Raw genomic sequence first — 19,448 nt, 5'->3', positions numbered from 1 at the left:
GGGCCGGTTGGCTCTTTCTTCCCCCATCACCTCCCAATCTCGGAGCAAGCAACCCATGAATATCGTTGAAACCCACAACATCGCGGCGGTTGCGGTCGTCGCGACCAGCGTGGAGCCGCAGAGCTCGACCGGTGGCACCATCAATGGCACCGGCATCGACCGCGTGGTCCACAACCTCGCGCAGAGCGCGATCCTGCACCAGGCCGTCGGCGCGGTGTCGGGCGGTCCGTCCGCCGTCAGCGTCGTGACCAAGATCCAGGACTCGGCCGACAACTCGACGTTCGCCGACTATGCGCCGGCGCCGACCAACTCGGTGATCGCCGCGGCAGCTTTGACCGCGCAGAACACCGAGAATGCGGCGGCGGTCGATCTCAGTTCGGCGCGACGCTACATCCGCCTGGTGACGACGGTCACCCTGACCGGTGGCACGTCGCCGGCGGCCCTCGTGGTCGGCGACCTCGTGCTCGCCGGCGAGAGCCAGCTGCCCGCGGCTTAGTCCGCGCTCCGCGCGGGCGTCCAGCGATGGGCGCCCGCCCGCTTTTTGCGAGGGATGAACATGATCGGCGTTCGTTTCAAGACAGCCGTCGCGCCCTACGGCGCCGGCGACACGGCACTGCTGCCGGATTCGGCAGCACAGGCAGTTCTCCGTTCCGGCGAGGCCGAGCGCTACGCCTTTCCAGGCGCGCCGCACGCGACTGAGGCGAGGGTGCCGCGAGCCAAGCCGATGCAGCCCCGTCGGGCGCAGAACCTCGCGCAGTCGATATCGCCGGAAGCCTCGCCGTCCGATGGCCTGTATTCCACCAAGGGGACGCACTCATGACCGATCGCTATCTCGGCCAGTCGCCTACGCTCGGCGATTGCTATATCAGCGCGGCTGCTGTCGCGCTCTCCGACAGCGCAATGATCGAAACGACCCGCGCGCTCTGGGTTGGAAGCGCCGGCAACGTCAATGGTCGACGGCTCGGTTGTGACCTTCAATAGCGTACCAGCCGGAACGCGGCTTCCGATCCGCGCGACGCAGGTCTTCGCGACCGGCACCACCGCGGTCAACATCGTGGCGCTGTACTGATGCTTTCTCCCGGCGGCTCGAGTCCCAGGCTTGCGCAGATCTCGACGGTCATCACGCCGGCGAAGTCCTATGACCTCGTCGACCTCGACACGGTCAAGGGTGCGCTCGACCTGAAGGACAACAAGGCCGACGCCTTCCTGAAGAAGGCGATCGGCTTCGTCTCCGCCGAGATCGCGCAGTTCTGCAACCGGGTGTTTCCGGTTGAGACCGTGGAGGATGATTTCTGGCCGGCGCGTGATCCCTATCCGTACCAGGTGCCTGGCGGGATCTCGCCGCTGCAGCTGTCGCGCTGGCCGTTGGTCTCAGTCGCCTCGGTCGTCGAGAACGGCGACACGCAACTCGTCCAGGACACGGATTTCCGAATTGATGCGACGCGCGGCCAGCTGATCCGCCTCGATGGCAATCTCTATCCATGCCTGTGGGCGCCGTGGTCGATCGCGGTGGTCTTCGACGCCGGCTTTGCCACCATCCCGCCCGATGTCGAGGATGCCGCGGTGCGGATGGTAACCGGCCGCTACGCCGCCCGCGGCCGCGATCCCTACAAGCGGCAGGAATCGATCCCGGGCGTACGCGAGGTGCAGTGGTGGATTCCAAACACACCGACCGGAAACATGCCGCCGGATGTCCAGGACATCCTCGATAACTACCGCGTTCCGGTCGTGGCGTGAGGATGGGCTGATGTCGGTGATGACTGATCCGCTCGGGGCGGTGCTCAGTGACCTCGAGGCGCGGGCATCGTTCTCTCCATCTGGACCGCGGATGGTCGATCCGATCGGGCAACACATGGATGGACTGCTAGCGAAATACTCGCTTGCGCATGTCGGCGGCCAGGCGACGATCGCTGGCCAGACCGATCCGGACATTGCCGAGATCGATGCTGCGATCGGTAACGGCGTGCGCGTCTCGCTGCAATATGTGAATGCAGATGGCGTGACGTCCTGGGTCACCGCCAATGGAACGAATTGGGTGACGGCATGACGGACCAGCTGGTTGCACTTCCATTTTTGGGACTCAATCCGCTGCCTTGGCAACGCCCCTCGCTGGGTACGTTCTCGACGTGGATCAATCGAACGCCTACTGCGCTTTCGACAGCGACCGCGACGGACAATCCGAACGGCTTGCCGCTGGTCATTCAGGCGAAAGAGGATGCCCAGAGTAGTTATGCGCTGACCGCGCTATTGAAGCCGGCGCCGGCGTCGACACCATGGACAATTACCGTAGCCGTTGCTGGCGTCTCGAATTGTGCCAAGGGCGGCGTTTGGTTCTATCCGATCGTTCTCAGGAATAGCGGTACAGACAAGGCAGTTGCGTTCACATGGGGATCACAGCCCGCGAACTTGAACCAGGTTGCCATCGCTCAAGTGTCGCATTTTACCAACGTATCGACCGGCCAGTCGGCGACGCAGGAGCTGCTGACGGCAACTGCCGATATGGGTTTCCCGTTCTCCGACTACTTCGCCTGGTTCAGAATCCGCAACGACGGCACGAATCTCGTGTTTTCGGTGAGCCAGGAAGGCGTCTTGTTTCTCGACCTTCCGTACTCGGAGACGCTGGCAAGCTTCATCGGAGCAGTCGATCAGGTCGGGTTTGGAGTCGAGCGGCTGAACAACCCCGCAGCGTCATTCACTCCGGATGTTGCAATCCCACTGTGGTCGTGGGTCGAAGGCCCGTAAAGGAGACCGCCATGGACAACGCCGGCACCTTCAATCTTGGCGCTCTGCAGATCACCGCGGCGAAACCGCTTTCGATCCTTACGCCGATCCTCAGCCTCGATGGCATGAGCGCTGTGTCGCTGGAGGCGAACTTCCAGTACGGCACCGCCGGCGCGACATGCTCCGCGATAGTCGCGACCAGCTTCGACGAGGGCGTGACCTGGCGGCATATCGCCCGGTTCGACTTCACGACCGCGAGCGCGGTCAAGACCGCCAACATCCAGGCGCTCGCCGCCAAGGGTGTAGCCGCCTATGCCGATCTGTCCGCCGAGGGCGTCAATGATGGCCTCCTCGGCGATCAGCTCGCGCTCTTGATCGTCTCGACCGGCACGTATCAGAACACCACGCTGTCGGTGCGCGCCGCGGTACGCTGACGTGGTGCGATGGATCGGCTGGATGTTCTGGTCGCGAACGCACACCGGCGGCTGCGGCTGCGACGTCTGCTCGTAGCCATCGAACGCAATCCGTCAATTCTTGAGGAGATTTCCATGACCCCGAACGTCAAGGGCCTTGGCTCAGCGCTCGCCAAGCTGAAGCATGATCTCGATCTGCAGGCAGGCTCCGCGCTCACCGAACTCTCGCAGCTCGGCGAGCGTGCCAACGCGGCGATGACCAGGGCCAAGCAGAAGATCGCCGAGACTCGCGCCTCGGTCGAGGAGATTGAGGCATTCGTCGCGGAGCAGGAGGGCTCCAATGGTGGCCCTTCTTTGGAAACTTCCTCGAGCTCGTCCGCCGCACCGGGCGCGCAGCCGGCGGCGGCGCCTGAGCATCTCTCCGTCAACGGCGTCTCGCAGGGCTGATGTCCGACCTGATCCAGGCCCTCGACGAGGCGCTGGCCGAGGCCGGCGAGCCAATCCGCCTGCGGCGCACGGTCGGCACGCAGAACCGGGCGAGCTCGATCGTCGACATCCAGGCCCGGGTTAATTCACCGACGGCGCGGCAGATGGTTGGCACGGTGACGCAGGATGACCTGTTCTGCATCTTCTCGCCGACCGAGATCAACAATGCGCAGTGGCCCGGGGGGCATGATCCGTCGAGTGCGCAGGACGTGCGGATACCGAGCAAGACGCTGGGTGACTCGGTCTTCGTTCGTGGCCGCTGGCGCGATGTGGAATGGGCGCAGGGTTTCTATCCCGGCGGCGAGCTGTGCCGGATAGAAGTGCGAGTGAGCGGGTAAATGGGCGTCACGGCTAGCCAGGCGCGGCAGGCGGTGCGATCTCGGATCGCGAATGCCAGCATCCTCGATAGCAAGTCGAATGCTGTCCCGGTTCGCTGGCCGAACGAGGCGGCGGATTCGCTCGGCAATGCAGCTCTCCCGGACACGCCGGCGCCGTTCGTCTATTGCGAGTTTCTGGTGCAGAACGGGCCGATCGCGGCGTTTGGCGGCGGGGCTGGCAACAACCTTTATCGCAATCACGCTCGCCTGGTCGCTTATGCGCTGGTGCCGAAGAACACGGGCCTGGACGAAGCGGAGATGATCGCCGAGCAGATTGCGGCGCTGTTTCGCTCATATCGCGACGACACGATCACCTGCTTCGAGGCGGTGGTCTATCCGGGTGGTGATGGTGCTGCGCTGCATCCTGCAGGCCTGAGTTCGCCGGTCGGCAGCTACTTCTACGCGTCGACGGAATCCTCGCTGGTCTTCGACCAGATCGGTTGATCCCGAAAATCGGCTTTTGCCGTAAACCCGCAAGCGTCGCGATGGCGCTGCATTCCCTTGAATGGAGAGACCAGCATGCCGCTTTCAGAGGGCGTACAAGTCCGCGTGGCCTACAAGGCCTATGCCACCGGCGCCATCACCGCGAACACCGAGGCAACCTCGTCTGTCGATCCAGGCGCCTCCGGCGGCCAGATCCTGCGCCGTGTTTCCTCGACGCTGAAGCTGGCGAAGAAGACCTACCAGTCAAACGAAATTCTCGCGAGCCGGCAGATTGCCGACTACCGCCATGGCGCGCGCAGCGTCACCGGCGGCCTCAACTGCGAATGGTCGCCCGGCACCTATTTCGATTTCATCGAAGCGGTTTGCCGGGGCACACGGGCGGCCGGCGCCAGCAAGTCGCACACGGACCTCACCAGCATGACGGCGAGCAAGTCCGCCTCGACCATCACCTACGGCGGCGGCGATCCGGTCGCGTTGGGTTATTCCGTCGGCGACGTCATTCGCCACACCGGTATCACGACGACACCGGCCAACAATAACGTCAACTTCGTGATCCTCGGCTTCGGTGGCACCACGAACGAGACGCTCACCGTGTTCCCGCCGCCCGCCGACCAGGCGAGCGACACCGCGTTCAGCGTCGCCGCGCCGGGGCATAACGTGCTGATCCCGAGCACCGGCCATGTCTCCCGCAAGTTCGCCTTCGAGCACTTCTTCCAGAACCTGGCATCGCCCTACTACAATCTGTTCACCGAGTGCCGGATCGGCGGCGTGAAGTGGTCGCTGCCTGCGTCCGGCATGTCGACCTTCGACCTCACCGTGATGGGTCGCGACATGGAGACGGGTTCTGGCGCGGCGTTCTTCACCAGCCCGGCCGCGTCGAACACCAACGGCATCTTCGCGGCAGTCAACGGCTTGCTGCGCGTCGGCGGCTCGACCGTCGGCGTTGTCACGGGCCTCACGATCGACATGAACCTGAACCCGACCGTTGACGATGTGGTGGGCCAGAACTTCGCCCCGGAAGTCTTCCTCGGCAAGGCCAACGTGACCGGGCAGATGACCGCGCTGCTGCAGGATGGCACGCTGATCGACGACTTCAAGAACGAGAGCGAGATCGACATCCTGACCTATGTGACAGCGTCGAATGCTGCCAACGCGCCGGCAAACACGATCTACATCCCGCGCGTGAAGTTCGGCGACGCGCCGGTCGGCGTCACGGGTGAGGGCGGCCAGATCATCACCCTCCCGTACCAGGCGCTGCTCTACAACGGATCGACGCCAGGCGTGCCGGTGACGACTATCCGGGTCTGCGACACCGAGGTCGCGTAAGACACGAGATCCCCGCTGCCAGGGGGAAACGGGCCGTGGTCGGACATCACTCCGATCGGGCTATGCGCATAGGCGGGCCGCGATGGCAGTCGTGGCCCGTCACCCTTCTGCCAGAGGTGATCAATGGGAATGTTTGAAGGCTTTGAGAGCAGCGGAGCTGCGCTGCGGGTCGAGCTTGTAGACCCGATTGTCGGGCCGATCAAGGACAAGGCCGGCAACGCGTCCTACATCGAGCTTCACGCGCTCGACAGCAAGCTGGGGCGCGACTACGACCAGGCCGAGCGATCGAATGTCGATCCTGCCCATGCCGCGCTAACGCCGTTCTTCAAGAACTGCAAGAAGCTCGCGGCGGTGACGACCGGCTGGTATCTCGTCAACCCGAACACCGGCGAGGCGCTCGACATCCCCTGTACGCGGGAGAACGCGTTCAAATTCTACACCCTCGATGCGACCGACTGGTGGGCGCAGGCCTGGGCCAAGGCGGCCAACAATGTAAATTTTTTGACGCGGCCGAAGCCGCCTCTCTCTTCGGATACGCCGAATGGTCGTTCCGCAACCGAAGGAAGCTAGGCGACGGGGCGACACAGGAAGAGCACCTCGCGTCGGCAAAACGGCAGTTCGAGGCGCTCGGCCTCAACGTCCGTGAAGAGATCGAGAACCGTCCCCCGGTGATCTTCGATCATCTGAGATATCTGATCGACTGGTTCTGGGAAGTCATGGGCGGCGTCCCGGGCAATGGCTACTCCTACCCCGTCATTCCCTGGACCGAGCTCGAATCCTGGTCGCGGCAAACAAGGCGCGATCTTCTGCCGAAAGAGGCCCGGGCTCTGAGCAAGCTCGGCGTCATCTACTCCAACATCATGTCGGAAAAGCCGAAGACAGATGGCGGTTAGAACCAGGATCACGTCCTACGAGCGGAATTTCCAGCTCATCCTGGACCGCAATTTGTCCGCGGCCGTGCGCAGCAAGCGCGTCGCCGATTTCGCGCAGGCGCAGATCGACGACGCGGACGCCATCAATGCAGCTGCGCTTGGCGGCTCGGCACCGCCGAAGACAGTCACTGTCGATGGCAAGCAGGGCGCTCCGCTCGACAGCGTCAATCCGGACCGCGGCATCATCATCGCCGAATGGCGCCTGGTCGGCGAGGTGCTGCTGTGGATCTACTCGACGCTGGTGGCGCGATCGCCGGTCGTCAGCGGCGAGTATCAGCGGGGCCACACGCTCTATGCCGACGGCACCAAGAGCAACCCGGCCCGGCCTCCGCTGGCCGGCGAGTACATCTTTATCAACGTCGTGCCCTACGCCCGCAAGATCGAGATCGGCAAGACGGAGTCGGGGCGCGACTTCGTCATCCAGGTTCAGAACCGGATCTATGAGCGCACGGCCGAGGATGCCGTCAGGCAGTTCGGCAACATCGCCAAGATCCGCTTCACCTATAAATCCGCTTCCGGCGCCGCGCGGCGCCAGGATGATCGCGTTCCGGCTATCGTGGTGACCCTCAAGTGACCGACACCATCGACAAAATCGTCATCCAGTCGGAGACGCAGGGCGTCGAGCAGTCGACCAGCGAGATCCAGGGCCTGTCCAAGGCCATGGATGGTGTCACGGTCGCGTCGGCGAATGTGGAGCGGTCGACCGGGTCTATCGACAGCAAGTTCTCCTCGCTCGAGCGCCGCTTCAGCACCACGGCCGGGCAGCTCTCTCAATTCCAGAAGGTCCAGCAGCAGGTTAACACGGCGGTTGCACAGAATCCGCAGCTGCAGGACCGCGCCAATGCCGTGCTGGCTGCAGCGGAGATCCGTTACGGCGCTGTCAGCCAGTCGCTGCAGAAGCAGCGTACGGCGATGGAGCAGGTCGCTGCCGTCCAGAAGACCGTCAATGCTAATACGGGCATTCTGGGCGACGTCAATAGCGCGGCGCGGGCTGCCGACGTCACCGCCTATGGCAAGGCGCTGGACGACCTCCGGGCGAAGTACAATCCGCTGTTCGCCGCGGGCCAGCAGTACAAGGCGACGCTGACGGAGATCAACCAGGCGGTCAAGGTCGGCGCGCTGACCGAGGCCGAGGGCGCCATAGCGCGTGCTGCGACAAAATCCTCGTTCGTCGACGAGGTGGCCGCGCTCAAGAATGCCAAGACGGCGGTCGACGATGTCGCGCATTCGCATGCCGGGCTGTCGACGCAAGGGATGGCGGCGATGCACGCCGTCCGGTCGACGGTCGAGCAGCTGGCGCTCGGCATTCCGCCGACGCAGGCCCTGGCCGGCCAGATGAACCACCTGACCTATGCCGCGACGGGCGAGGGCGGCCTCACCGGCGCGTTCAAGGAGGCCGCCGGCGTGTTTGCCGGGCTGATTTCGCCGACCGCGCTTCTCGTCGGTGGTATTGCGGCATTGGGTGCCGGCGCGCTGTATCTCGGGAATAGCTGGTCGGAAGCCAACGGGCAGGTGACGCGGGCGCTCACCGGAATCGGTGCAGCGACAGGAACGACCGCGGCCGACATCAACAATTTTGCCAAGACCAATTCGTCCGCGACCGGTCTGTCGATCAGCGACGCGCGGAATGCCGCGATCGAGTTCACCAAGACCGGCAACATCGCGGTCCAGAGTCTGCATGGAGTTGGAGAAGCCATCCACGGCTACGCGGTGCTGACCGGCACCGATGCCGCGACTGCGACCAAGACACTCGCTGGCGCGTTGAGCGGCGACCTGGTCAAGGGTGCCGAAGAAATCAACAAGACCTACATGTCGCTGAGCGCGAGCACGCTCGACTATATCGGCGTGTTGCAGAACCAGGGCGAGCGCACCAAGGCTACCCAGATCATTATCGACTCGATGAAGCCGGCCAACGAGCGGGCAGCGGAGAGCGTCGGCGTCTTGACCAAGGCCTGGCAGGCGCTGTCCGGTGCCATGGCGTACATCAAGACAGGGCCAGCTCCGGCGACGCCGCAGGACCAGCTGGCTGCGCTGCAGGCCCAGCGTGCCGCCATCGCATCGTCGCCCAGCCTGGTAGGGGCCAACACGGGCGGCTTCGGCCTGCTGAATACAAATGCCCTTGCCGGCGGCAAGTCGCAGCAGCTCGCCGAGCTCGACAAGCAGATCGCCGATCTGCAGAAGAAAATCGACCAGTTCAACGCCACGCACGCCACGACGGAACTGAACAAGCTGTCGACCGAGGCGCGAACTGTCGTCCAGGCGATTGTCCCGCAGGATGAGCAGATCCGCATCCTGAATGATGATCTGCAGAAGCTTCAGGCGGCCAAGGACAAGGGCATCGACGTCGCCGGATCGGATGCAGCCTCGGTCGCGATCAAGAACCAGATCGCATCTCTTCAGGACGCCAAGGACCAGGCGGTCAACTACAACCAGCGTGTCGCCGATATCAGCGCAAAATGGGGCGACGTCGGTCAGTCGGCCGCGCTCTCGCTGGAAAAGGCGCAGAATCAGCTCCCCGTGCTGCAGGCGGTCGGCGGCGCGGCGAAGATGGCTGCGCAATATACCGCCGATTACAAGAACTATCTCGACCAGGGATACGACAAGACCGAGGCGACCGCGCTTGCGGCCAGCCATCTGGCGGCGTCGCAGGCGCAGGCGACGTCGGGCGCACAGGAACAGCTCGCATCGCTTCGCGACGCCTACGCGGTTGCAACGGCGCGCACCGTGCAGGAGCAGATTGCGGCGCAGTCGCGTGCGACCTACAACCAGCTGCTGCGAGATGGCGTCGATGCGGAGACCGCCGAAGCCGTCGCCACCCAGCAGGCGGCCGACGCCCGGGCCCGCATCTATGAGCAGATGCAGAAGACCGTGCAGGCCTCGCGCGATCAGGTCGCGCTCCTGCAGGCACAGGGGACCTCGGACGAGGCGACGCTCCGGTCGCAGATCGCCTATCGCAACGCGATCGACGCGGGCGCCGATTCGACGCAGGCTGCCATCATCGCGCAAAATACACTGACGGCATCGGCGCTACAGTCGGCGAAGGCGGCGCAGCAATATGCTGAGCAGATGGAAAACGCGCAACGCGCAGCGCATGACGCGCAATATGCCGACATCACGCCCGGCGGCGACAATTCGTTCGGCTTCTTCCAGACCAAGGAAGGGATCACCGGCGCGAGCGTCGAAACCATCCCGTATCAGTTGAAGAAACAGCTGCAGGATGCGTCGGTGGCGCCGCCCGGCGTGGCGGATCGGGCGAACACCGCTCTCGCCAACGGCCTCGGGGTCAATTCGACGCTTGCCGCGATCCAGAAGCTCACGGCCGGAACCGTCACCAACAACCCGGCGGGCCAGCTCGAAGCCATCTATCAGATGCAGCCGGGCCAGCTGGGCTTGTCCAAGTCGACCACGATCAATGACTCCGACATCATCAGCCAGGTCCAGCAGCTCTATGACATCAAGAACGCGCAGACCACCGACACCGCGGTCAAGAACGCGAACCTGCAGGAAGAATTGGCTTGGCTGAATAGTCGACCCGAATCGATCGCACGCGACCAGGCGATAGCTCAACTGACGCAGGCGATCCAGCAGAACAGTTCCGCGACCAGCGCCAACACTGCTTCGCTCAATCCGCTCTACAATGGTCGTGGCGCGCTGCAGATCGGCTATTACAAGGCGGCATCCGGCCTCGACGTCGTCGCGCAGGGGCCGACATCGGGTGATCAGATTCCATTCCATGCCATGGTGAATGGCGGCGAGCGCATCACGGTCACGCCGGCCGGCCAGTCGGCGTCTTCCACCGATAACCGCCGCACGATCGTCCAGAACATCACACTGCCGCCGGCGCCGACGAGCTCGGCGCGGCGTGTCCAGCGGCAATGGGCGCAGGGCTTCGGCCAGGCTGCGGCAGCGCTGGGGTAGGGGCAAATGGTCTATTCACCGATCACCATCCTGCCGATCTATCTCGACGGCAGGCAGCAGAACGTGCTGTCGGGCGGCGTCGTGACGCTCGAGGATGACACCTCGGTGCTCAAGTCGGACAGCCGGACCGTCAATGCGACGGAACGTTCGGACCGGGTGCAGCGCAGCTGGCAGCTGAGCTGGAGCGTCTCGTCTGACGTGATCATGAACCTGTTCGAGATCGTCCGGACCTCGCGCGGCTTCCTGTTCATTTCGCCGCTGCCCGTGGAGCGCACGTCCACCGGACAGGCGCTGCGCAACACCGTGACCGGGCTTGCCTTCGGCGATGGCGCGACGACGACCTTCCAGCTGCAGCGCGCGGTCTCGATGCCCTATAGCGTCGGCCCGAGCGGCACGGCCTCGTCCGACACCTATGACGTCAATTATCCGCTTCTGGGCACGGTCGTCGGTTATGTCGGGGGCGTTTCGGCGTCGCTCGCCAATGTCGACCCGCTAACCGGCATTGTCACGTTTGCCTCGGCGCCGGCGAACGGCGCGGTGATGACGGCCGACTATCAGCGTGCCATTCCGGCGATGTTCACCTCGAAGAGCATCGGCCGCACCATGCTCGAGATCGACCACACCGAGGTCCGCTCGGCGCAGATCGAAGAGATCATCTGAGCGCATGCAGACCTATTCGTTCAGCTTTCCGAACGCGCGGCCGGTCTTCCTGCTGACGATCGTGCAGACATCGGGGGCGGTCATCCGCGTCACCGACTATGGGCGGCCGATCACGATCGGCGGGATCACCTGGCAGCCACAGGCCGGCCTCGAGGTCGGCGACAGCACCTCGACCAACAAGGGCGACTTCCCGACCGGATCGTTCAAGGTCGCGACCAGGACAGGGAGCCCCTTCAACCGGCGCGACATCGAGAACCGGCTGTTCGAGCGCGCCGACGTGTTGATCGAGGCCACCAACGCCAAGGCGCCGACCACCAAGGATTACGAATTTTCAGGGATCTTGAAAGGTGCTGTGACGTTCGATCTCGGCGGCAACGCGCAGTTCGAGATCCTGAACAAGTTCGCCCTGCGGCGCGACGTCTTCGTTCGCCAGTACACTGTCGAGGACAACGTCGATTTCGGCGATCCGCGACGGAACAAGATCCCGACCTTTTCGACGGTCGATGCGACCAGCCTGGATCTGTCCGACGTCGCGCGGTCCGCCGCGCTCGAGGTCGGCGACCGGCGGCGCTTCCGCTACAGCTCAGCCGGCAATCCGAGCGATTATCGGAATGTCTACTGGGAGGCGACCGCCGTCACGACGGGGGTCACCGGCGCCGCCGCGCCTTCCTCGCCGAGTGTCACGCCTGGCGCCACGTTCACCGACGGCGGCGTGACGTTCACGGTGCGCAACGCCTATGCGCGGGCGTTCCAGGTCGCCTCGATCATCGACTCCAGGCACATCACCATCAGCGTGACCGAGCCGCGCGCAAGCGGCGTGACGACGTGGTTTGCCCCCGGCCTGCTGGTGATGCGATCGGGCTATTGCGCCAACAGGGCGTCGGACATCGATGCGTGGGACGGCGTCAGCCAAGTCGAAATGGTGGTTCCGTTCGGCGGCCTGCTGTCAGTCGGGGATTGGGGCGAGATCGCGCCCGACTATGACCAGACGCTGGACATGGCGGTCGCCAAATACGGTGCGGCGATCGGCATGGTCGCCGACGGCGGCGCCAACAACTATCGCGGCTTTCCGCACATCACCGGCGCGCGGACGGCGACATCCACCTACGTTCCGGGCACCACGATCGATACGCCGATCGGCGGTGGCGGTGGTGGCGGAGGCGGCGGCAGCTATGTCGCTTATGCGGTCGAGATCGCGGGAGGGGCGGGCTGATGTCAGACCTCTCCGCCGCCATGGGGGCAGAGTACCTGTATCTGCCGGCAGCTAGCGCGCCGGCGACGACGACGTTGACGGATTCCGCGAAAACGGTCGCAACCGGCACCCAGACGGACACCCAGTTCGCCGCCCAGCTGATCGGCAAGGACATCCCGATCTTTGTCGGCGGCCAGGCGCTGATGGGCTGCCGGATCATCGAAGGGCCGTTCCTCTACACGGTCAGTGGCGCAGGCTATTGCGACATGGTGGTCGCCTGCGCAGTCGCGGCGACGCCGACGGCAACGCGCTCGATTCCGTACCTCAACCTGAACGGTACCAAGTCGTGGACACTAGCAGGTGGCTTCATCGGGACGGCGTTCGCTTCGATGGAGATCAATTTTCTCTACGGGACCGAGACGCAAACGCCGCTCGCCAGCAGCATCGCGAAGTTCGGCGATCACGCCGTCCCGTATCGCTCTCACATTGGCGTAGAACTGAAAAAGATTCCGCTCAGCGTCTTCGCCAACACGATTCCGTTCGTCTCGATCTATGTTTATGAGTCGGACTATCTGACCCGTAACGACGGCCTGGCGAAGCTCGCGCAGTATTCCAGGTTCGCTCCCAGCGAGTACGAATTCGCGGTCTCAGGCCACGACCCGTTCTGGATCGTCGCGCAGCAGACCACCTTCATCCGGTACGTGCAGGACATCCAGAAGACCATCGGGCGCAACTGGAACGTGGTTCCGAGCGACAAGCTGCGCATTTTTGAGACTGCCGCAACCACGACGCCGATCCATTTAACGCGGGCCGATATTGTCGAGGACACGATCCAGTTCTCGCAGGTCAGTCCGCTGATGCTGCCGGCGGTGCGCACGCTGGGGTTCATCGGAACTGACGTCGACAACGACTTTGCGACGGTCAGCGCGTCGAGGGACCGCTTTCCGATCGCGCTGACCACGTCGGAGACCACGGAGAATTTTGATCTGTCGATCGGCATGGCGACCGTCGATGCCAGGGCGGCCATCTCGAAGTCGCTGTTGATCGACGATATCGGCCGCGACCGGTTCGCCTGCAAGGTGATGCCGTGGATGAGGGGGCTGCAGCTGGGCGATATCATCTTCCCGGATGTCGATCCGACGGTCTCTTTCCCGTCGGCGCGGATTCTGACCGTCGCGCGCAATGCGGCCGACTGGACCTCGGACATCACCGCCGAGCGAATCGAATTGTCGATGCTCGCGATCGGGCCCGACATCACGTCGGACGGCGGTGGCGTGACGGCCACGATCTCCATCGTCGAAGGCACGACGGCGGTGACGACAGTGACCGCAACCGGCGCCGACGCGACCGGGGCGTTCTCGATCGTCGGCGGCGCTGACGCCAGCAAGTTCACGATCAACGCGACGACCGGCGTTCTGGCATTCATCTCGGCGCCGTCCTTCAGCACCCCGACCGATGCGGACGGCGACAACGGCTATGTGGTCATCGTCAAGGTGACCGGCAGCGGGCTGTTCGACACGCAGGTCATCACCGTCAACGTCACCAGCGCGTCGGCCGGGTCGAGCATCGACGATGACACCTTCCTGCTGCTGATTGCATAGGGATTACTGGCAAATGGGTTATCAGGAGCGGTCCGAGGGCATTGCGGCGTTTTCGCAAGGAGTCATCTCGGTCTTTTTCCGTGTGCCGGCGGCGTCGATATCAGCTGCGAAGGCCTTCTTTGACGCCGATGATGTCGGTGTTCCCATGAGCGGAATCATTCCGCTGATCGTGTTCGGCAAGCGCGGGGAATATCAGAACGTCAACCCCGGTCGCCCTGCAACGATCGGTGATCCCGGCGCCAGTATCGTCGGCTCATATCAAGATCATCACATGGTTCCGGATACCTCGAGCAATCCGGTCACTGGCTACACCGAGGCGTCCGGCTCCCCGGTTACGATCAATCAGGTGCAAACCAGAACTGTCACGAACGGTAGCCCTGGCAATTCGGATCCTTCGTACATCGGTCTCGACTGCAGGAGTGGTACTCCGCGGCTTCGCGTGCACCTGGAGACAGACGAAAAGCCGACGATCGCGTGGTTCGCCTACGACATGACGGGCTACACGTCGACGGACACATATAATTACAACCCGACCACGGTAACGGATGTGAGCGGGTTTCACTTCGTCCCGCACGCCGCCATTCCCAACGTCACCCGCACGCAGACCATGACGGATGCGTCGATGGTGGGATACGTCACGGCCGCTTATGACGCGTTGACCACGCCGACGATCACAGGTGACGTCTGGCACCACGCTTTGGTCTCGTTTGATCTTTCGATTGCATGTAAAACCAATGGAACGAGATCCACCACTAACGAGAGCGGCGCGCCGACCGATCCGCCGCAGAACATCAATGCCGGCACCGTCAGCGCGCCCAGGATATGGGTCGCCCTCGACGATGGGAATTTGACCGGGAGCGACCTTTCCCAATACTGGCCCGCTGGCGCCAGTGATCGGAATATCGTTCTTACGTCTGAAGCGACCAGTGTAGCGGTCAAGCAGAACCTTACCGGCGGCACGGCGCACCTGGAAAACTTCCCCGGCGCCTCGGACCCTCAACCGTACACCATCACGAATACCATCAGCGTCGGTGAGCCGTCGTACTCGGTCGGGCCTTCAGTAATTCCCGCAGGAACCGCGTCGATCGGAATCCCGGCGCCGGGCGCATACGAGAACATCATCCAGGACATCATCCTGGTCGATGTGCAGGTCTACACCGGCAAGACGATCGACACGGGCATCGAGAGCAAGCGCCGCTCATTCATCAGCGCGACCGGCAAGCCCGTCGACCCTTCGCTCGCGATCGCGGCGATGGGCAAGCGGCCAGAAGTCTTTTTTCAGACTGCCGGAGATTGGTCGAGCGGCGTCAACCGAGGCACCGCCGGCAATTTCGTCAAGACCGGCACTTTCACCGCATTCACACCAGTCCCGTAGGGGAGCATCATGGTCGATAACGTAACCACGCCGATTCCGTCGGGCGCGACGTTCAAGGCAAAGGACTACGGCGCCAATGGCAAGGCGCCTGCGCATATCCTGTTCGATAGCACCGAGCATGAAATCCTCGGCACCACGGCAGACATCGCGGCGACGCAAACCGACGCGACGCCCGTCTCAGCGATATCGATTTGGAAGCAGATCAGCAAATCGATCCAGGCGGTCGCTGCCGCGCTCGCGAGCGCGCTCGCAGTCACGCAGTCAGGAACGTGGACGGTCGCCACGAATGCTGACGGTACAACGGGCTCTGCAGTTCCAGCAAAAGGTCTCGTGGTTCAAGGCTCGGATGGCACCAATGCGCATAACCTGGCCGTCACGACCGGCGGCGCGCTGAAGGTCGATAATTCGGCTCTGACGTCTTTCGGTGCCGGCAACTACAAGACGGTGGCGGCATCGGCGACCGATACGGTTCTCGGCACAACCGGCGCGGCCGGCGACTATCTGCAGGGCCTCCTGATCGTGCCGGCGACCACGTCGCCAGGTGCGGTCAGCATCAAGGACGGCAGCGGATCGTCGATCACGGTGTTCACCGGCGGATCCTCCAGCGTTTCCAACCTTGTCTCGTTCTTCATTCCGCTCGGTCTGATCTCCGGTAGTGGCGCTTGGAAGGTCACGACCGGAGCGAACGTGTCGGTCATCGGCTGCGGGAAATTCACCTGATGCTTTCGCAGGCTCGAAACGGCCTGATTGCCCCGCAAGTTGCGGCGTTATCGCCCGCGGCCGGCGGTGGCGGCATGACGTCGATCGTCGTCACCGTCACCACGACGGGAGCGGGAAACTATACCGTTCCAGCGGGCTACACGAGCATGGTGCCCGAGTCGTGGGGATCGGGCGCCAGCGGCGGCGGCGGTGGCAGCTCGACGGCGCCAGGCGGCGGCGGCGGCGGCTATGATACGCCACCAGCACCGATCGCCGTCTCTGCCGGCGGCATCATCTATTACAACGTCGCCCCCGGTGTGACCGGCAACAGTGGCAACGGCGCCAACGGCGGAACGAGCTGGGTCAACTATGGCACCAATGCGCAGCCGACATCATCTTCGACCGGCTGTGCGGCGAGTGGCGGTCATGGCGGCGGCACGGGCACGCAAGCGGGAGGCGTGGGCTTGCTCGGCACCAGCCATTCCGGTGGCACCAGCGGTGATGGCGCGAACAGCAAGGGCGGCGGTGGCGGCGGCGGTGCTGGCTCCGGTGGCAATGGCGGAAACGGAGTCAATGGTGGCACCAGTTCCGGCGCGGGTGGCTCAGCCGGCTCGCCGGATGGCGGCGCCGGCGGTGATGGCTCCGCCTCTCCCAATGGCGTAGCCGGGACGGCGCCGGGCGGCGGTGGCGGCGGCTCTTGGGCTGCGAATGGCGGCAGCAGTGCTCGCGGTCAGGTCAGGTTCACGTTGACATGAACCCGGCCTGGCTCACCGTTCCTTTATCGGATTTGCCGCATCCAGTCCGGCGCCCTGAGTGCCACGGCTCAGCGGCAGGCTGCATCCCGAGGCGCTGCAGTAGCGCTCGACAAAATCCGGAGCGTCGTTGTTGTTGCCGCCGCCCTTCGCGTCACCGTTGACAATGTTGACGAGGGAGTTGCCGCCGTTCTTCTTGTCGGTAGGCGTCCAACCATAGGTTCGTACGATGTGCGGCGGATCGTCGTCGGACTGGAGGCCGCCCGACACGTTCACCCGCGCAATGTAGATGACCTCGCTGTACTGGTTCACGATCACGACGTCTGTTGCGCCGGGGGACACTCCGGTCACGGAAACCATATACTTGTCGCCCATGACCGACGTCCTGACGACGTTATTCACGCTGGTCTGAACGTCGCCGATCAAGCGATTGAGCCTGATCAGCTTGGCCTGACCGATGCCGACTTCGATCGTCTGGACCGGTGAGAACTCCTCCGCCTTGACCGGACCCTGGTCGGGCGTGCGGGCCGGCGTCTGGGATTGAGACTGTGGCTGGGCGAGAGCGGTGCTGGACAGCAAGACAGCGGCAACGAAGCAAGCAAAGCGTTTCATAAAATTGCTCCCCTGAAATATCGCCCAGCCTATCCCGGCACAACCCGGCCGTGCAAGCCCGACCCGTAGTCTGCCGGGACATGTAGTTAACCCGTTCAGCAACCTTAAGGATTTCGCAACTTCCCCGCGCGGCCGGCATTCGGCTCGCCGCGCAATTTTCCATTGGAGCATCACAATATGTCTCGCTGGCCTCACGACGATCCCGCTTCACTTGCTGCGTTCTATGGCGACCCGGCCAAGGGCGAACCCGGCCGCCAGCTCGTCAAGGTCGTGCCGCCGTTCCGGATGACCTATGAGGGCAAGCCGATCCCCTACATCATGTTTCACCGCAAGGCGGCGGATGCGCTCAAGGCCGCGCTGGATGCGGTCTGGGAGCACTATGGCCGCAACCAGGCGGCGGTCGATCGCGCCGGCATCTCGAAATTCTCCGGTGCGTACAATCATCGCCTGATCCGCGGCTCGGCGACCCGCTGGTCGAACCACGCCTACGGCGCGGCGATCGATCTCAACGCCGAGGCCAATGGCTTCAATACCGGCCACGGCACCATGCCGCAGGCGGTGGTCGACTGCTTCAAGGCGCAGGGCGCGCTGTGGGGTGGCGACTACAAGGGGCGTACCGACCCCATGCATTTCGAGTTCTGCTCGCGCGAGGCTGTGGCGCGGCCGGCAACGTTGATGGATAGCCCGCAGGCCGACGCCGACAGCGACGCCGGCGCGGACGACGATCAGCAGCAGGGCGGCGACGCGCCGGCGCCGTCCTCGCGTCGGGGCTTTTTCGGCCGGCTGCGCAACTGGGTGGTCGCCGGCGCGTCGACCTTTGGCTTCACCGGGATCGGCGCGCTGACCGACTGGCAGATCGCAGTGGCGCTGTTCGTCTTCATCTTCGTCAGCGTGGTCTGCACGGTCGGCTTCATCATCTGGTTCTTCGGCGCCGACCCGGTCCGCGCCTGGGTGCGGAAGCACGTCGCATGATCACCGACCTGTTCTGGGACATGGCGACGTCGACTATCTCGCTCGGCGTTCTCGCCGCCATCGCCGCCCTGGCGTTCCTGATCGCGCATGTGCCGGCGATCGTCGAGCGGCTGTTTCCCTCGCTCGAGCCATTCACGCGTGCGGCCGCGTTGATCCACGTCGCGGCCGCGGCGGCCCTGATGCTGTTCATCGGCTACCGGATCGCCGACGAGCGCGCCGAGACACGACGATTGAAGAATGATCTCGCCTGGCACGAGCAGCAGCTCGAGCAGCAGACGGCGACCGCCGAGGATGCCGAGCGGTTGAAGCAAGAGGCAGATGAAAAGGCCGCGCAGGCCAAGGGAGAGCTCGATGATTTCCGCAAGAAGTATGGCGACGATCCGGCGAAGGCTTGCGCCTTTACTCCTGACGATCTTGAGCGGCTGCGGAAGCTTGCCCCGCGACGCTCCGAGCCCGTCCGCAACCGTTCAGCTCTCGCGCGAATGCGAGCATTTGGCGGCGAACGTCGCTGATCCGCTCGACGACGGCCGTATCACTGAGCGGACCGATCCCAAGCTTGCCGTCGGCGAATACCGCGTCGCTCTCGGCGAGGCCAACGACAACATCGATGCCACGCGGACGTGCCAGGCGCATCAGCGCGAGCGGCTGGCGAAACCCTGAAATCTGCACTGAAAAGGAAAAGTGGAAATGGCGGCTGGTTCGGAAGACCTCGTTGAGATCATCAAATTGGCAGGCGGTCCGTCCGCCGTCGTCGCGCTCGGTTGGTGGCTGCGCGGCAAGTTCACGGAGATCGCGCAGAACAGCCGCGAGCAGCTCGATTCGCATGAGAAGCAGGACGAGCGTAGGCATCGGCAAAATCTGGTGCGGTTCGCCAAGATCAACATGAAGCTCGGCGTCAAGGATGCCGACGAAACGAACGGCAATCACGACGACGAATAGCCCACGCCGTCCCGGCATTTATCCCAGAG

At 63.9% G+C, this 19,448-nt stretch carries 26 protein-coding genes; 25 read left to right on the top strand and 1 reads right to left on the bottom strand.

What is annotated here, in order from left to right; genetic code table 11:
• Window positions 1–55: 55 nt before the first annotated feature.
• The 21 genes from QMZ05_RS12580 to QMZ05_RS12480 all read left to right on the top strand — a co-directional run bounded on the left by QMZ05_RS12580 (window position 56) and on the right by QMZ05_RS12480 (window position 16,899).
• Entirely contained in the window at window positions 56–496 is a 441-nt protein-coding gene (locus QMZ05_RS12580) for a hypothetical protein (RefSeq protein WP_353701029.1), read from the top strand.
• A 60-nt stretch (window positions 497–556) separates the two neighbouring features.
• Window positions 557–820 carry a hypothetical protein gene (locus QMZ05_RS12575; protein WP_353701028.1) on the top strand — a complete coding sequence of 88 codons (264 nt, stop codon included), beginning with the start codon at window positions 557–559 and terminating at the stop codon, window positions 818–820.
• On the top strand, window positions 817–981 hold the full coding sequence (locus tag QMZ05_RS12570; protein ID WP_353701027.1) for a hypothetical protein: 165 nt from the start codon (window positions 817–819) through the stop codon (window positions 979–981). The genes QMZ05_RS12575 and QMZ05_RS12570 overlap by 4 nt, the downstream gene beginning before the upstream one ends.
• Before the next feature lie 87 nt (window positions 982–1,068).
• A complete protein-coding gene (locus tag QMZ05_RS12565; RefSeq protein WP_353701026.1) occupies window positions 1,069–1,737 on the top strand; it encodes a hypothetical protein in 669 nt (222 codons plus the stop codon).
• Between the two features lie 10 nt (window positions 1,738–1,747).
• On the top strand, window positions 1,748–2,047 hold the full coding sequence (locus QMZ05_RS12560; RefSeq protein WP_353701025.1) for a hypothetical protein: 300 nt from the start codon (window positions 1,748–1,750) through the stop codon (window positions 2,045–2,047).
• The gene (locus QMZ05_RS12555; RefSeq protein WP_353701024.1) at window positions 2,044–2,742 is read left to right on the top strand and encodes a hypothetical protein; all 699 of its coding nucleotides are present in this window, start codon (window positions 2,044–2,046) and stop codon (window positions 2,740–2,742) included. The genes QMZ05_RS12560 and QMZ05_RS12555 overlap by 4 nt, the downstream gene beginning before the upstream one ends.
• A gap of 11 nt (window positions 2,743–2,753) precedes the next feature.
• Window positions 2,754–3,155, top strand: a complete 402-nt coding sequence (locus QMZ05_RS12550) for a hypothetical protein (protein WP_353701023.1) — start codon at window positions 2,754–2,756, stop codon at window positions 3,153–3,155.
• A 9-nt stretch (window positions 3,156–3,164) separates the two neighbouring features.
• The gene (locus QMZ05_RS12545) at window positions 3,165–3,581 is read left to right on the top strand and encodes a hypothetical protein (protein ID WP_353701022.1); all 417 of its coding nucleotides are present in this window, start codon (window positions 3,165–3,167) and stop codon (window positions 3,579–3,581) included.
• On the top strand, window positions 3,581–3,958 hold the full coding sequence (locus QMZ05_RS12540; RefSeq protein WP_353701021.1) for a hypothetical protein: 378 nt from the start codon (window positions 3,581–3,583) through the stop codon (window positions 3,956–3,958). The genes QMZ05_RS12545 and QMZ05_RS12540 overlap by 1 nt, the downstream gene beginning before the upstream one ends.
• Window positions 3,959–4,441 (top strand): hypothetical protein, encoded by a 483-nt coding sequence (locus QMZ05_RS12535; RefSeq protein ID WP_353701020.1) that lies wholly within the window; start codon window positions 3,959–3,961, stop codon window positions 4,439–4,441.
• Between the two features lie 75 nt (window positions 4,442–4,516).
• Window positions 4,517–5,767: a phage tail tube protein gene (locus QMZ05_RS12530; RefSeq protein ID WP_353701019.1), complete on the top strand. Its 1,251-nt coding sequence runs from the start codon at window positions 4,517–4,519 to the stop codon at window positions 5,765–5,767.
• 123 nt (window positions 5,768–5,890) lie between these two features.
• Window positions 5,891–6,337, top strand: coding sequence for a hypothetical protein (locus tag QMZ05_RS12525; protein ID WP_353701018.1), 447 nt, complete (start codon window positions 5,891–5,893; stop codon window positions 6,335–6,337).
• A 98-nt stretch (window positions 6,338–6,435) separates the two neighbouring features.
• Window positions 6,436–6,660, top strand: coding sequence for a hypothetical protein (locus QMZ05_RS12520; RefSeq protein ID WP_353701017.1), 225 nt, complete (start codon window positions 6,436–6,438; stop codon window positions 6,658–6,660).
• Entirely contained in the window at window positions 6,650–7,273 is a 624-nt protein-coding gene (locus tag QMZ05_RS12515; protein WP_353701016.1) for a hypothetical protein, read from the top strand. Before QMZ05_RS12520 ends, QMZ05_RS12515 begins: the two co-directional genes overlap by 11 nt.
• Window positions 7,270–10,617 carry a phage tail length tape measure family protein gene (locus QMZ05_RS12510; RefSeq protein WP_353701015.1) on the top strand — a complete coding sequence of 1,116 codons (3,348 nt, stop codon included), beginning with the start codon at window positions 7,270–7,272 and terminating at the stop codon, window positions 10,615–10,617. The genes QMZ05_RS12515 and QMZ05_RS12510 overlap by 4 nt, the downstream gene beginning before the upstream one ends.
• Window positions 10,618–10,623: 6 nt before the next feature.
• Window positions 10,624–11,277: a DUF2460 domain-containing protein gene (locus tag QMZ05_RS12505; protein WP_353701014.1), complete on the top strand. Its 654-nt coding sequence runs from the start codon at window positions 10,624–10,626 to the stop codon at window positions 11,275–11,277.
• Between the two features lie 4 nt (window positions 11,278–11,281).
• On the top strand, window positions 11,282–12,490 hold the full coding sequence (locus QMZ05_RS12500; RefSeq protein WP_353701013.1) for a DUF2163 domain-containing protein: 1,209 nt from the start codon (window positions 11,282–11,284) through the stop codon (window positions 12,488–12,490).
• A complete protein-coding gene (locus tag QMZ05_RS12495; RefSeq protein WP_353701012.1) occupies window positions 12,490–14,070 on the top strand; it encodes a cadherin repeat domain-containing protein in 1,581 nt (526 codons plus the stop codon). Before QMZ05_RS12500 ends, QMZ05_RS12495 begins: the two co-directional genes overlap by 1 nt.
• Window positions 14,071–14,083: 13 nt before the next feature.
• Window positions 14,084–15,445 (top strand): hypothetical protein, encoded by a 1,362-nt coding sequence (locus QMZ05_RS12490; RefSeq protein ID WP_353701011.1) that lies wholly within the window; start codon window positions 14,084–14,086, stop codon window positions 15,443–15,445.
• A gap of 9 nt (window positions 15,446–15,454) precedes the next feature.
• Complete coding sequence (locus QMZ05_RS12485) at window positions 15,455–16,165, top strand: hypothetical protein (protein ID WP_353701010.1); 711 nt, start codon at window positions 15,455–15,457, stop codon at window positions 16,163–16,165.
• A complete protein-coding gene (locus QMZ05_RS12480) occupies window positions 16,165–16,899 on the top strand; it encodes a hypothetical protein (RefSeq protein WP_353701009.1) in 735 nt (244 codons plus the stop codon). The genes QMZ05_RS12485 and QMZ05_RS12480 overlap by 1 nt, the downstream gene beginning before the upstream one ends.
• A 12-nt stretch (window positions 16,900–16,911) precedes the next feature.
• Here the strand turns inward: QMZ05_RS12480 and QMZ05_RS12475 are convergent, their stop codons facing one another.
• Entirely contained in the window at window positions 16,912–17,508 is a 597-nt protein-coding gene (locus QMZ05_RS12475) for a pilus assembly protein N-terminal domain-containing protein (protein WP_353701008.1), read from the bottom strand.
• Between the two features lie 177 nt (window positions 17,509–17,685).
• Here QMZ05_RS12475 and QMZ05_RS12470 point away from each other — a divergent pair, with 177 nt between their 5' ends.
• The 4 genes from QMZ05_RS12470 to QMZ05_RS12455 are packed head-to-tail and all read left to right on the top strand — an operon-like array spanning window position 17,686 to window position 19,419.
• The gene (locus QMZ05_RS12470) at window positions 17,686–18,480 is read left to right on the top strand and encodes a M15 family metallopeptidase (protein ID WP_353701007.1); all 795 of its coding nucleotides are present in this window, start codon (window positions 17,686–17,688) and stop codon (window positions 18,478–18,480) included.
• On the top strand, window positions 18,477–18,992 hold the full coding sequence (locus tag QMZ05_RS12465; protein WP_353701006.1) for a hypothetical protein: 516 nt from the start codon (window positions 18,477–18,479) through the stop codon (window positions 18,990–18,992). Before QMZ05_RS12470 ends, QMZ05_RS12465 begins: the two co-directional genes overlap by 4 nt.
• Complete coding sequence (locus tag QMZ05_RS12460; RefSeq protein ID WP_353701005.1) at window positions 18,973–19,140, top strand: hypothetical protein; 168 nt, start codon at window positions 18,973–18,975, stop codon at window positions 19,138–19,140. The genes QMZ05_RS12465 and QMZ05_RS12460 overlap by 20 nt, the downstream gene beginning before the upstream one ends.
• Window positions 19,141–19,167: 27 nt before the next feature.
• Window positions 19,168–19,419, top strand: a complete 252-nt coding sequence (locus QMZ05_RS12455) for a hypothetical protein (RefSeq protein WP_353701004.1) — start codon at window positions 19,168–19,170, stop codon at window positions 19,417–19,419.
• Window positions 19,420–19,448 lie beyond the last annotated feature (29 nt).

This window comes from Bradyrhizobium sp. INPA03-11B, from assembly GCF_040446015.1.
GTDB lineage: Bacteria > Pseudomonadota > Alphaproteobacteria > Rhizobiales > Xanthobacteraceae > Bradyrhizobium > Bradyrhizobium macuxiense_A.
This window is presented reverse-complemented; position numbering and strand designations above follow the sequence as displayed.

Coding starts and splice junctions, on each gene's coding strand:
- QMZ05_RS12545 (WP_353701022.1), top strand. CDS start 3,165: ATGGATCGGCTGGATGTTCTGGTCGCGAACGCACACCGGCGGCTGCGG.
- QMZ05_RS12490 (WP_353701011.1), top strand. CDS start 14,084: ATGGGTTATCAGGAGCGGTCCGAGGGCATTGCGGCGTTTTCGCAAGGA.
- QMZ05_RS12560 (WP_353701025.1), top strand. CDS start 1,748: ATGTCGGTGATGACTGATCCGCTCGGGGCGGTGCTCAGTGACCTCGAG.
- QMZ05_RS12530 (WP_353701019.1), top strand. CDS start 4,517: ATGCCGCTTTCAGAGGGCGTACAAGTCCGCGTGGCCTACAAGGCCTAT.
- QMZ05_RS12455 (WP_353701004.1), top strand. CDS start 19,168: ATGGCGGCTGGTTCGGAAGACCTCGTTGAGATCATCAAATTGGCAGGC.
- QMZ05_RS12580 (WP_353701029.1), top strand. CDS start 56: ATGAATATCGTTGAAACCCACAACATCGCGGCGGTTGCGGTCGTCGCG.
- QMZ05_RS12470 (WP_353701007.1), top strand. CDS start 17,686: ATGTCTCGCTGGCCTCACGACGATCCCGCTTCACTTGCTGCGTTCTAT.
- QMZ05_RS12475 (WP_353701008.1), bottom strand. CDS start 17,508: ATGAAACGCTTTGCTTGCTTCGTTGCCGCTGTCTTGCTGTCCAGCACC.
- QMZ05_RS12570 (WP_353701027.1), top strand. CDS start 817: ATGACCGATCGCTATCTCGGCCAGTCGCCTACGCTCGGCGATTGCTAT.
- QMZ05_RS12485 (WP_353701010.1), top strand. CDS start 15,455: ATGGTCGATAACGTAACCACGCCGATTCCGTCGGGCGCGACGTTCAAG.
- QMZ05_RS12505 (WP_353701014.1), top strand. CDS start 10,624: ATGGTCTATTCACCGATCACCATCCTGCCGATCTATCTCGACGGCAGG.
- QMZ05_RS12525 (WP_353701018.1), top strand. CDS start 5,891: ATGGGAATGTTTGAAGGCTTTGAGAGCAGCGGAGCTGCGCTGCGGGTC.
- QMZ05_RS12565 (WP_353701026.1), top strand. CDS start 1,069: ATGCTTTCTCCCGGCGGCTCGAGTCCCAGGCTTGCGCAGATCTCGACG.
- QMZ05_RS12515 (WP_353701016.1), top strand. CDS start 6,650: ATGGCGGTTAGAACCAGGATCACGTCCTACGAGCGGAATTTCCAGCTC.
- QMZ05_RS12540 (WP_353701021.1), top strand. CDS start 3,581: ATGTCCGACCTGATCCAGGCCCTCGACGAGGCGCTGGCCGAGGCCGGC.
- QMZ05_RS12535 (WP_353701020.1), top strand. CDS start 3,959: ATGGGCGTCACGGCTAGCCAGGCGCGGCAGGCGGTGCGATCTCGGATC.
- QMZ05_RS12555 (WP_353701024.1), top strand. CDS start 2,044: ATGACGGACCAGCTGGTTGCACTTCCATTTTTGGGACTCAATCCGCTG.
- QMZ05_RS12550 (WP_353701023.1), top strand. CDS start 2,754: ATGGACAACGCCGGCACCTTCAATCTTGGCGCTCTGCAGATCACCGCG.
- QMZ05_RS12480 (WP_353701009.1), top strand. CDS start 16,165: ATGCTTTCGCAGGCTCGAAACGGCCTGATTGCCCCGCAAGTTGCGGCG.
- QMZ05_RS12500 (WP_353701013.1), top strand. CDS start 11,282: ATGCAGACCTATTCGTTCAGCTTTCCGAACGCGCGGCCGGTCTTCCTG.
- QMZ05_RS12575 (WP_353701028.1), top strand. CDS start 557: ATGATCGGCGTTCGTTTCAAGACAGCCGTCGCGCCCTACGGCGCCGGC.
- QMZ05_RS12495 (WP_353701012.1), top strand. CDS start 12,490: ATGTCAGACCTCTCCGCCGCCATGGGGGCAGAGTACCTGTATCTGCCG.
- QMZ05_RS12465 (WP_353701006.1), top strand. CDS start 18,477: ATGATCACCGACCTGTTCTGGGACATGGCGACGTCGACTATCTCGCTC.